Genomic DNA, 11,111 nt, shown 5'->3' on the forward strand with positions numbered 1-11,111 from the left:
GCGCGAGGACTTCCGCCGCCGGGCGCTGTGGGCGGGCACGGTCACCGTGGGACTGTCGATCCTGGTCCTTCCGCTGCTCCACGCCCGCGCGCCGCACCTGTGGCACGGCCTGCTGAGCCCCCGCGCCTGGCTGGTCGTCGCCGCCGGCGTCATCGCGGCACTCCTCTCCGGCCGGGCGCTGCTCCGGCGCCGCTTCCGGCTGGCGCGTACCGCGACCGTCGCGCAGACCGTCTGCCTGCTCGGCGGCTGGGGAATCGCGCAGCACCCGTACCTCATCTACCCGGACGTGACCATCGCCTCCGCCGCCGCTCCGGCGTCCACGCTCGCCTTCCTGCTCTGGTCGCTGCCGTTCGGCATGGCGCTGCTGCTGCCGTCGCTGTGGCTGCTGTTCCGCGTGTTCAAGGGCGAGCACCTGTAGAGGGTTAGCTGCGCCGGACGGAATCCCGGCCCGCGACACCGCGTCTGCATGCGCGGAATCTCGTCCGCAGACGATCGCGGTTCCCAGCCGGGCGTTTCGGACGCCCGGCCCGCTGCACGACGTCCATCTTCCGGTCCGCTCCAAGCCCTTTTCCCGCTTTCCGGCATACCCTCGCGTTTCCCGCCGACGTTGCGGCCCAACCCGCGCGTGCTAAATTCACATCTCTCTCCACTCCGCCTCACCAGATCCCGCGCTCCCGTGCCCGCCCCTCCGGCGGCCCGTCCGGAGCCGAACCGGAGCCCCGCAGCATGAGACCCCTGTTCCGACGCTTCGCCATCGCGCTCGCGGTCCTGGCGCTGGCCGCCCTGCTCGCCTTCGCGCTGGGCAGCGTCTTCGCGTCGCGCGGCGGGGCGGTGGGGTCGGCGCTGGCGTACGATGCCATCGCGTATGTCTTCCTGATGGTGGGCGTCATGGCGTACCGGCGCTCCAGCGGGGTCGCGGCGGGGCCGGCGTTCCTCATCCACATGAGCAGCTGGGCGCTGTACCTGCCCTTCTTCGGGATGACGGGCGGCACGCCCGAAGGCAGCGCGGCCTACGCGGCCTACGCGCTGGGCTTCTTCCTCAACGGCGTGTCGCTGCTGCACTTCTCCGCCGCGCTGGCGTTCCCGCGGCGCGTGAACGGGTGGCTGGGCGGCTTCGCCGCGGCGTACGCGGTCGCGCTCCTGGCCTGGCTCGCCGCCGTGGCCGAGGCGTTCGCGGGCAACCTCGCCGTCCCCGGCGCCCTCTCCAAGATCGTGCTGGGCGTGGACGCGTTCGCCTTCTTCGCCTCGCTGGTGATTTTCGGCGTGGGCTCCGGCACCTCCTCCAGCCCGCGCGCGCGGCGGCAGCTCGCCTGGGCCTCCGCGGGCATCGCCCTGGGCCTGGGGCCGGCGTGGCTCAAGCGCTGGCCCGGCATCGGCCCCGTCCTCTCGGCCGAGGCGCTGCCGCGGCTGCCGCTCTACACGGTGTTCTGGCTGGTGATGCCGCTGGGCTTCGCGTACGCCATCACCCGCTTCAACCTGTTCGACGCCGGCCGCCTGAAGACGCGCGCCCAGCAGATCTCGGTAGATCTGCTGCTCTCCAGCAACGTGGACGAGGTCTCGCGCCGGGCGCTGGGCGCGCTGGGCGACGACTTCGAGCTGCGCGGCGCCGCGCTGTGGGCGCTGGACGACGCGGGCATCCCGGTGCAGATCGGCGGCGAGCCGGGGACGGGAGATGCGCGGCGGGTCGAGGAGGTGCTGCGCGGGGGCCAGCCCGTGAGCGGCGAGACCGAGGGCCACAGCCTGCTCGTCTATCCCGTCCGCTACCGCGGCGAGGTGGAGGCCGCGATGTGGCTGGAGCGCGCCGCGGCCGAGCCGTTCGAGGAGGGCCACAGCGAGTACCTGGCGCTGCTGGAGCCGCAGCTCGCCATCGCCCTGCACCTGCGGCGCGTGGACGACCGCGTGCGCATCGCCGCCGAGGAGCTGACGGCGCTGGCGCGCGAGGTGGACACCGTGGCCGGCGAGCTGCGCGTGACGGGCGAGAGCGTGACCGCCGCCGTGCAGGAGGTGAGCGAGGGCTCGCTGCGGCAGACCGAGGACTTCCGCAGCATCGCCGAGGCCATCACCACCCTGCGCGGCGCCAGCGTGGAGATCGCGCAGCGGCTTGCGATGGCCGACCGCTTCGGCGGCGACACGCTGGACCGCTCCGAGGCGGCCGGGCGCGACGTGGAGCTTCTCGTGGGCCGTGTGAAGGAAGGCGCCGCCCGCCTGCGCGAGATCGAGAGCGAGGTCACCACGCTCCGCGAGCGCAGCGGCGAGATCGGCGCCATCTCCACCGCCATCCACGAGGTCGCGGAGCAGACGAACCTCCTCGCCCTGAACGCCGCCATCGAGGCCGCGCGCGCCGGCGACCACGGCCGTGGCTTCGCCGTGGTGGCCGACGAGGTGCGCAAGCTGGCCGAGGGCAGCGCCGAGTCCGCGCTGCGCATCGCCAACATCGTGGGCGAGGTGCGAGAGGAGATCGCCCGCGTGGCCGACGCCATCAGCGCCGCCCGCGGCGACATCGCCGAGGGCGCCAGCGGGGCCGACCGCGCCGCCGTCGCGCTGCGCGAGAGCATCACCCAGGTCGCCCGCCTGCGGGGCGAGATCGCCGAGGTGGCGTCGCTCACCGACGCGGCCCAGTCGCGCAACGAGATGATCGCCGACGCCGTCACGCGCGCCACCGACATCAGCGAGCAGAACGCCGCCGCGGCCGAGGAGACCGCCGCCGCCACCGAGCAGCAGCTGGCGTCGCTGGAGAACGTGGCCGCCAGCGTGAAGGAGCTCTCCGGCCTGGGCAGCAAGATGTTCGAGCTGCTGCAGGTAGAGCGCAAGCCCGACGCGCCCGTCCCCGCGCCCGCCATGCGCGACCTCGCCCGCACCCCCGCGTGAGCGACCCCGACGGCGGTTCCCCATCTCCGGCTCCTGCATCCACCGACGCATCCGCCTGTACGTCGGTAGATCTGGATTCCCCGGCCGCTGCCAGCAGCACATCTGCCGAGAAGCACGGGACGCGCTGGGGACGCATCGCCATCCTCGCGATGTTCGTGGCCGCCGTAGCCGCGTTCTTCCTGTTCGGCGGGCCGCAATGGCTCTCGCTGGATGCGCTGCGGGCGAACGCGGAGAGGCTGCGGGGATACACGGCGGACCACTACGCGGCGATGCTCGTCGCGTCCGTGCTCGTCTACGCCGCGGCGACCGCGGTGAACGTCCCGGCGGGCGCGGTGCTCACGCTCGCCGTCGGCTTCCTCTTCGGGCGGTGGGTGGGGACGGCGGCGGTGGTGGTGGGCGCGACCGCGGGGGCGACGCTGGCGTTCCTGGGCGCACGCTACGTGTTCGCGGACGCGGCACGGCGGCGGGCGGGTCCGTTCGCGCAGCGCATGCTGGCGGGGTTCCGCGACAACGCGTTCAGCTACCTGCTCTTCCTGCGCCTGGTGCCGCTCTTCCCGTTCTGGCTGGTGAACCTGGTGCCCGCGCTCACGCCCATCCGCGTGCGGACGTTCGTGGCGGCGACGGCGATCGGCATCATCCCCGGTACCTTCGCCTTCGCCAACGCGGGTTCGGCGCTGGCGTCCATCCGCTCCACCCGCGACATCCTGGGCACGTCCACGCTGCTGGCGTTCGGGCTGCTGGGCGTGCTGGCGCTGGTCCCCGTGCTCGTCCAGAAGCTCCGCTCCCCCAAACCCGGAATCGCCCCATGAGCGAACACGTTACAGACGACCAGCCCGTGCTCGTGCCGCCGCGCCGCGTGACCACCGCCGCCGCGCTGGGCCTGGCGCTCGCCAGCATCGCCGCCCTGATGGTCATGCTCGCGGGCCTGGGCAGCCGCCTGGGCTGGTGGCACTTCCGCACCGGCTTCACCGTCCTCAAGTGGGGCGCGTACCTGGCCATCGCCGCGCTGCTCATCTCCATCGTCGGCGCGGTCATGGCCCGCAGCCGCGGCCGGCGCGGGGTAATGCTGGGGCTGCTCGGCGCGCTCGTCTCCATCGTCGTCCTCGCGCCGCCCATGCTCATGCTGCGCAAGGCCAAGTCGGTGCCGCCCATCCACGACATCACCACCGACACGCAGAATCCCCCCGCGTTCGTGGCCGTCGTGCCGCTGCGTGCGGATGCCTTGAACCCCAGCGCGTACGGCGGAGACAGCATCGCCGTGCAGCAGCGGAAGGCGTATCCGGACATCCAGCCCATCCTGCTCGAGGCGCTGCCGGACTCGGCGTTCAACCTGGCCCTCGCCGCCGCCAAGGACATGGGCTGGCAAATCGACGACGCGAGCCGCCAGGACGGACGCATCGAGGCCACCGACCAGACGTTCTGGTTCGGCTTCAAGGACGACGTGGTGATCCGCGTCACGCCCAAGTCCGGCATCTCGCGTGTGGACGTGCGCTCCGTGTCGCGCGTGGGCGGCAGCGACGTGGGCAAGAACGCCGACCGCATCCGCGCCTACCTCGCCAAGCTCCGCCCGTACGAAGCCAAGGAGAGCTGACGCCGCTGCCGTACGAATGCGCGTCCGGCGACGCCGTTCGTCGCCGGACGCGTTTCGTCGTCTCGTCCTTCGGTCGCGCGTCCGAACGGCGCTAGGCCCAGACGAAACCGGGTCGCCGCGCATCCTACGGGCGATCGGGAGATGCGCATCGCCTGGCGCCGTGTCATGCAGGGGAGTGGAGATGGGCGGCGGGCGAACGTGAGGATGCGAATAAGCCGGTGCGAGGCGGCGGGGGTAGGGCGATCCTCGGGTCCAGCATTGGCGTACGGTTAAGGTGATGCGCGGCCGCGGACCCCCGGCGCACCGGCGGGTGTAATGCTCCGTCGGTATCGGCCACTCGGCCGCCGTGCACGTGCCGGAACGGACGTCCGGACGGTCCGCTCGCGCGGGCCCGAATGCTGCTGGTGGACCCGGACCGCCGGGACCCATGCGGCCGAAGTGGTTGTTTCGCAGAGAGATCCCCGGAGGCAGCCGCCTCCTTTCGCCACGCTCAACGTCCGGACGGGCACCCCCCGGCCGGAGGGACTTCAGGCCAGAGATGAACAAGACAGTGGCCCCCAAGAGCAGCCGCCGCCGGCACGCGCTGGCCCTCTCCGCCGTGGTGCTGGTGCCGCTCTTCGCGGGCGGCTTCGTGCTGCGCTCGCGCGGCAGCGACGAGGGCGTGCGCGTGTTCCAGGAGGTGCTCACCCTGGTACAGGCGCGCGCCGTGGACAGCGTGCCCGAGGACTCGCTGTACCAGCAGGCAGCCCGCGGGCTGCTGCGCAGCCTGGGCGATCCGTACGCCGAGCTGTTCTCGCCCCAGGAGCTCGCCAGCTTCTCGCGCGAGTCGCTGCGCGGCTCGTACGGCGGCCTGGGCGTGATGATCGAGCAGCAGGACGACGGCGTGACCATCACCAAGGTCTACCCCAACACGCCGGCCGAGCAGGGCGGCGTGCAGGCGGGCGACCGCATCGTGGCCATCGAGGGCGTGAGCGCGGTGGGCTGGAAGCTGGACCAGGTGTCGGACAAGCTCATGGGCCCGGCGGGCACGCCGGTGAACGTGACCTTCCGCCGCTACGGCGTGACGCAGCCCATCAACTCGCGCTTCATCCGCCGGCAGGTGCACGTGCCCGCGGTGCCGTATGCGCTGATGCTGGAGGGCAACGTGGGCTACGTGCCGCTCCAGCAGTTCAGCAACACCAGCGGCGAAGAGACGCAGGCCGCCATCGAGAAGCTGAAGGCGCAGGGCGCCCAGGCTTTCATCCTGGACCTGCGCGGCAACAGCGGCGGCAGCGTGAACCAGTCGGTGCAGGTGAGCAACCTGTTCCTACGCCAGGGCCAGCAGATCAGCACGGTGCGCTACCGCAACCAGCCCAACGACGTGTACGTGGCCGACAAGCCGCCCGTGCTCGCCGGCGCCCCGCTCATCGTGCTGGCCGACGGCTACGCCGCGTCGGCGAGCGAGATCGTGGCGGGGTCGCTGCAGGACCACGACCGCGCGCTGATCGTGGGCACCACCACCTTCGGCAAGGGCCTGGTGCAGGACCTGTATCCGCTGGACGGCGGCTGGGCGGTGAAGCTCACCACCGGCAAGTGGTACACGCCCAGCGGCCGCTCCATCCAGCGCCCGCGCAAGCTGCTGCCCAACGGCCAGCTGGTGGTGGACTCGGCCACCATCCGCAGCGACTCGGTGAGGGGCCGGCCCACGTACCACTCGGATAGCGGCCGCACGGTGTACGGCGGCGGTGGCGTGACCCCCGACGTGGTGGTGAAGAACGACACGCTCAGCAAGACGGAGCAGGCGTTCATGGCGTCGGTGGCGCCCAAGGCGCAGGCCACCTACCGCGTGCTGGACCAGTTGGCGCTGGAGCTGCGCGGCCAGGCCGGGCCGAGCTTCACGGTGTTGCCGGCGTGGCGCGAGACCTTCTTCCAGCGCCTGGTGGCCGCGGGCGTGCCGGTGCAGCGCGCGCAGTACGACTCGGTGCAGCCGCTGATCACGCGGCTGCTCGAGGAGCGCATCGCCACGGTGGCGCAGGGCGACTCGGCCGCGTTCCGGCGCGGCGTGCGCCAGGACCCGCAGCTCATGCGCGCGCTGTCGCTGCTGAACGGCGTGCAGGGCCAGCCGCAGCTCTTCGCGAAGGCCGCCGCCACGGCTCGCCCCGGCGAGACGCCCAGCGCCGGCACCACCGCCGCCGCTCAGCCCGCCGCGAAGCCGTAAGCTTCCGGCAGGGCAGAGGCGCGGACGACGAGAGGGGGGGCTCCAATGCGGGGCTCTCCCTTTTTTCGTGGGCGGCGGCGGGCCCCCTCCCCCAGCCCCTCCCCCAAAACTGCCTGGGGGAGGGGAGCTTGGGTGTCGCAGTCTGGAGATTTGGGGCGGGATGGAATGAGGTCGGTTGGGGCGACTACTGCTGCTTGTGGGCCTGTTCGAAGTCCCACTGCTTCTTGCGGAAGGAAACCCAGGCGGAGTCCGGGACCGTCTTCTCGACCGCGCGGTAGATGCGGTCCGCGTCGGGCTGATCGGCCGCGGCGACGTGGGCGGGGATCGTGAAGGTGTGTGTGCCTATGGAGCCGGTGAGGCCCTGCGCGGGGGCGCCGTTCGCGGGCTCCCCGGCTGTCCACTTCCGCGTAAGCAGCGCGGTGGAGTCGATCACGGCGCGGAGGTGCGACATCGCCGCTGGCGCGACGGCGAAGCGCTCGGTCCAGGTGGCGGTGTCGGCCGCGGTCCCTGCGCGCCACTCGACGCTGCCGGCGGAGTCCTGCACGAGCAGCGTGTAGTCGTAGTGGAACGGCGGCGAGACCGGGCCGTTTCCGTTCTCGTACTTGAGCCGCAGCGGGCCGGACGCCGCATCCGCGCCCCCGTCTCCTCCGCCGCATGCCGCGGCGATCGCGGCCAGCATGCACACGCGCAAAAGCTTCACTTCCGCTCCAGGGCTCGGGTGAGATGACGCAGCCGCCACGCTCTCCCCAAGATGCTGCGGCATCGCCCGAAAAGACAACGGTCTAGCCGCCGCCGCTTCCAGAGCACGGATTACCGATGAACGAGACGAGCTTCGAAGTGCGAGCCGTGGGCCGGGTCGAGTCGCCGCTTGCGGTGGTGGAGGCTGCGCCGCGCCAGGCGGACGAGGGCGCGCCCGCGGCCTGGCTGGTATTCGAACCGGAAATGCTTCCCGCGCTCTCCTCCATCCGCCTGGGCGACCGGGCGATCGTGCTCACCTGGCTCCACCACGCGCGGCGTGACGTGCTGAGCGTGCATCCCCGCGGCGACCCGGCGCGGCCGCGCGAGGGCGTCTTCAGCACGCGCTCTCCGCACAGGCCCAACCCCGTCGGGCTGCACCGGGTGGAGATCGTGGCGGTGGATGGGCCGCGGGTGCAGGTCCGCGGCCTGGAAGCGGTGGACGGCACTCCCATCATCGACCTCAAGCCCGTGCTCGACGACGAGATCGGCGAGCGCTGAGCGGCTACTCGCGCCGGTCGCCCGGCTGCGGCGGCTCCGGCTCGATTCGAACAGCTTCGGTGGCTCTGTCGGTGGGCGCCTACCGCCACTGCTCGAAGACGGGAGCGGCCTCCTCGCGGATCACGAGAACTGCGTCGAAGTATCGCCACCAGTCCGCCGGGGCGAAGCCGCCCAGCAGCCGTGAAGGCACGCTGCCGATGCGGCGCAGCGCCGTGCGATCGACGTAGGCCCAGGCCGTGTCGGGCCGGGCGGCGCGGACTTCCAGCGAGCCCGGCGGCAGCTCCGGCAGAGGCTTGCCCGGCCGGCCGGCCATGGAGCTCTGCCCGGCGAGCGCGCTGAAGCCGATCACGCCCAGCCGCCCGCCCCAGCGCCCGGCGATGCGCGCACCGAGCGGCTCGTGCGGAAGCGGGCCCTGGCGCCTCGCGGCGTGCACCGTGGCGGTCCAGACGATCACCTTCGTGCCGCGGGGCAGCCGCTTCATCTGCCAGGCGAAGTTGCGGTACATGGCCAGGTCGCGGTCCGGCACCGCCGCCGTGTCCTGCTGGCGCGCGAAGTACCCGGCCAGGCTCTCCAGCATGGCCCGCTCGGGCGTTTCCGCAGCGCGTCCGCCGCCCGCCCGCGCCGCAGCCGCGAGGCTCGCGCAGCGGCGAAGGCGCACTCGCTCCGCCTCGTCGAACTGCTGAGCGCCGTCGTACCGCCAACCCAGGTTCCGCGCCACCGCTTCGCCGCACTCGGAAGCATCCCGCGCGGAGAGCGATGCGGCGACCAGACCTGGCAGCGTGGCGCGCGCGTACTCCGACGTCGCGCTCACCTGATCGTCCAATCCGCCCACCACGAGCCGTCCGGCGCTGGCCTCGCGGAACAGCCAGCCGCGCCACCCGGCGAGCTCGCGCGTCCACCAAAAGCGCCCGATCGACCGGTCGAGCTGCGGCTGCGCGGCAGTGCCTTCATCCACCGCCTTCTGGAAGCCCACGAAGTCGTACATGGGCGCCTCGAACAGCACCGCGCGGAAGCCGCACCGGCCCACCAGGCGCTCCACGATGCGCGCCTTCTCCTGGAACCCCCGCGCTTCACCGTGCGACGGCAGCTCCCCCAGCACCACGACGCGCTTGCCGCACACCGCGTCCACGACCTGCTCGGTGGCGGACCCCGCATCGGCTCCCTGCGCGCGCGCCGGCACGGCGGAGAGCGAAAGGGCGCACAGCGCGACGAGCGGGAGGAGAGCGCTCGCACTCCGGGCGGAAGCCGGATCGAGAAGCATCGGCAGCATGTCGGTTCGGACTGATGTGTGGTGATCGGCGAAGTGCTCGGCAGGGACCTTGGGCGTTCCGAAACCGTGGCGCCTCTGGATGCGATCCCAGCCGCATCGCCCGGCGGCTACGAGACTCACCCGCTGTTGATTGGCCTCCGGTTGGACCCGCTGCGCATCGGCGGAAATGTGACGGCAGACTGGGGTGCCGGAAAGGCGGCAGACGGGCGTTGCCCGCCGCGCATCTCCCGAATCCTCAACGTCTTGGAAAGTTTTCGGCGAGGTCAGGCCGCGGCGGGGAGCGGGTGGCCCTGGATGAAGAGGATGGAGAGCAGGTTGAAGCGTTCGGCCTGGTCCACGTTGCAGACATGGCCGGAGTTGGCGATCACGCGCAACTGGCTCCAGCGCGCGTGGCGCGCGACGATGTGGCGCACCGGCGGCAGGAACATGTAGTCCTCGTCGCCCATCAGGTACAGCGTGGGCACGGGGATCTCCTTTTCCTCGAAGAAGCGCAGCAGCGGGTTCACCTCGTAGGTCAGGCGGAACCAGCGGATGAACTCCTTCTGGCACAGCTTCTTGGCCTCGCCTACGAAGAGCAGGCGCGAGCTCTCGTGGCGCTTGCGCGGCATGATGACCCAGGCGAACAGCCGGTACAGCCACATGTACGGCACCAGCCGTTTGCCCAGGTTCCCCAGCGCCACCAGCACCCGCGAGCGCAGGTTGAGCCGCGTGACGGCGCCGCCCATCACCAGCGACCGCACGCGCTCCGGCGCGATCTCGCCGAGGGTGCGTATCACGATGGTGCCCAGCGAGATGCCCACGAAGTGCGCGCTGGCGATGGCCGCGTGGTCCAGCACCTCGATGATCTCGCGGCTGATCTCCTCGAACGTGTAGTCGCCCGTGCCCGCGCGCTCGGGCCCGTCCTGCGAGCCGCCGTGGCCGCGCAGGTCCACCAGCAGCACGTTGAAGTGCCTGCGGAACTCCCGCAGCTGCTTGTACCAGATGGACGAGCTGCCGCCCGCGCCGTGCACGAACACGACCCAGTCGTGCCCCGGGCCCAGGACGAACGTCTTGTGGTGCAGCATGGCGCGTGGGAGCGGGGTCGATGCGGGCGGTGCAGGCCGGACGGCCGTGCGGTAGATTGATACTCCGGTCGCGCGGCGGCGTTCGTCGCAGATGCAATGACATTCGGGAGATGGACGGCGGCGATGTGCCTGATCGTGCTGGCTTTCCAAGCGCACCCGCGCTTCCGCCTGGCGGTGGCCGCCAACCGCGACGAGGCGTACGCGCGCCCTACCGCTCCGGCGAGCTGGTGGCCCGACGCGCCGGACCTGCTGGCCGGGCGCGACCTGCGCGACGGCGGCACGTGGATGGGCGTCACCCGCGGCGGGCGCTTCGCGGCGGTCACGAACTATCGGGAGATGACGCCGCCGCGGCCGAACGCTCCCTCGCGCGGGCACCTGGTGGACGGCTTCCTCCGCTCCGCCGCCGCCCCGATGGAGTACCTGGCGGAGCTTGCCGGCCGCGCGGGCGAGTACAACGGCTTCAACCTGCTGGTGGGGGATGGAGATGCGCTCGCCTGGCTCTCCAACCGCGGCGACGGCCCGCACGCGTTGCAGCCCGGCATCTACGGCCTGAGCAACGCGCTGCTGGACACGCCGTGGCCCAAGGTCGTCCGCGCGCGAGAGCAGATGCGGGCCGTGCTGGACGGGTCGGAGGAAGATGTGGAGCCCGGCCTATTCCGCCTCCTCGCGGAGCGCGACCCCGCGCCGGACACGTCCTTGCCGGACACGGGCGTGGGCCTGGAGCGCGAGCGGGCTCTGTCGTCGCTCTTCATCTCCAGCCCCATGTATGGCACACGCTCGTCCACCGTGCTCCTTGTGCGCGGCGATGGGCGCGCGACCTTCACCGAGCGCCGCGTCACCCCAGGCGCCGAGGAGATGGGCGAGTCGCGCTTCGACCTCGCGTTC

10 protein-coding genes are annotated in these 11,111 nt (G+C 72.0%); 7 read left to right on the forward strand and 3 right to left on the reverse strand.

Annotation, left to right across the window (positions count from 1 at the left end; all coding sequences use genetic code 11):
• The 5 genes from VFE05_16015 to VFE05_16035 form a co-directional block, all read left to right on the forward strand.
• Positions 1 to 418, forward strand: a 418-nt coding sequence (locus VFE05_16015; GenBank protein ID HET6231579.1) for a cytochrome d ubiquinol oxidase subunit II, incomplete at its 5' end; no start/stop codon positions are given.
• Positions 419 to 726: 308 nt separating this feature from the next.
• On the forward strand, positions 727 to 2,868 hold the full coding sequence (locus VFE05_16020; GenBank protein HET6231580.1) for a methyl-accepting chemotaxis protein: 2,142 nt from the start codon (positions 727 to 729) through the stop codon (positions 2,866 to 2,868).
• Positions 2,865 to 3,677: a TVP38/TMEM64 family protein gene (locus tag VFE05_16025; GenBank protein ID HET6231581.1), complete on the forward strand. Its 813-nt coding sequence runs from the start codon at positions 2,865 to 2,867 to the stop codon at positions 3,675 to 3,677. The genes VFE05_16020 and VFE05_16025 overlap by 4 nt, the downstream gene beginning before the upstream one ends.
• Positions 3,674 to 4,459: a DUF1499 domain-containing protein gene (locus VFE05_16030; GenBank protein HET6231582.1), complete on the forward strand. Its 786-nt coding sequence runs from the start codon at positions 3,674 to 3,676 to the stop codon at positions 4,457 to 4,459. Before VFE05_16025 ends, VFE05_16030 begins: the two co-directional genes overlap by 4 nt.
• Before the next feature lie 538 nt (positions 4,460 to 4,997).
• Positions 4,998 to 6,656 (forward strand): S41 family peptidase, encoded by a 1,659-nt coding sequence (locus tag VFE05_16035; GenBank protein ID HET6231583.1) that lies wholly within the window; start codon positions 4,998 to 5,000, stop codon positions 6,654 to 6,656.
• 184 nt (positions 6,657 to 6,840) lie between these two features.
• On the opposite strand, the gene VFE05_16040 is transcribed toward VFE05_16035, so the two are convergent.
• Positions 6,841 to 7,356, reverse strand: a complete 516-nt coding sequence (locus VFE05_16040) for a hypothetical protein (protein ID HET6231584.1) — start codon at positions 7,354 to 7,356, stop codon at positions 6,841 to 6,843.
• Positions 7,357 to 7,472: 116 nt separating this feature from the next.
• On the opposite strand from VFE05_16040, the gene tsaA reads away from it, so the two are divergent.
• On the forward strand, positions 7,473 to 7,892 hold the full coding sequence (gene tsaA, locus VFE05_16045) for a tRNA (N6-threonylcarbamoyladenosine(37)-N6)-methyltransferase TrmO (GenBank protein HET6231585.1): 420 nt from the start codon (positions 7,473 to 7,475) through the stop codon (positions 7,890 to 7,892).
• A 79-nt stretch (positions 7,893 to 7,971) separates the two neighbouring features.
• Here tsaA and VFE05_16050 read toward each other — a convergent pair whose 3' ends face one another.
• Complete coding sequence (locus tag VFE05_16050) at positions 7,972 to 9,162, reverse strand: erythromycin esterase family protein (protein HET6231586.1); 1,191 nt, start codon at positions 9,160 to 9,162, stop codon at positions 7,972 to 7,974.
• Between the two features lie 263 nt (positions 9,163 to 9,425).
• On the reverse strand, positions 9,426 to 10,226 hold the full coding sequence (locus VFE05_16055; protein ID HET6231587.1) for an alpha/beta hydrolase: 801 nt from the start codon (positions 10,224 to 10,226) through the stop codon (positions 9,426 to 9,428).
• A 96-nt stretch (positions 10,227 to 10,322) separates the two neighbouring features.
• On the opposite strand from VFE05_16055, the gene VFE05_16060 reads away from it, so the two are divergent.
• A partial coding sequence (locus tag VFE05_16060; protein HET6231588.1) for an NRDE family protein occupies positions 10,323 to 11,111 on the forward strand: 789 nt, incomplete at its 3' end.

The organism is Longimicrobiaceae bacterium, assembly GCA_035696245.1.
GTDB lineage: Bacteria > Gemmatimonadota > Gemmatimonadetes > Longimicrobiales > Longimicrobiaceae > DASRQW01.

Bases quoted from the DNA above. Each gene is read 5' to 3' on its own strand.
- VFE05_16020 (HET6231580.1), top strand. From the start codon at position 727: ATGAGACCCCTGTTCCGACGCTTCGCCATCGCGCTCGCGGTCCTGGCG.
- VFE05_16055 (HET6231587.1), bottom strand. From the start codon at position 10,226: ATGCTGCACCACAAGACGTTCGTCCTGGGCCCGGGGCACGACTGGGTC.
- VFE05_16050 (HET6231586.1), bottom strand. From the start codon at position 9,162: ATGCTGCCGATGCTTCTCGATCCGGCTTCCGCCCGGAGTGCGAGCGCT.
- tsaA (HET6231585.1), top strand. From the start codon at position 7,473: ATGAACGAGACGAGCTTCGAAGTGCGAGCCGTGGGCCGGGTCGAGTCG.
- VFE05_16035 (HET6231583.1), top strand. From the start codon at position 4,998: ATGAACAAGACAGTGGCCCCCAAGAGCAGCCGCCGCCGGCACGCGCTG.
- VFE05_16030 (HET6231582.1), top strand. From the start codon at position 3,674: ATGAGCGAACACGTTACAGACGACCAGCCCGTGCTCGTGCCGCCGCGC.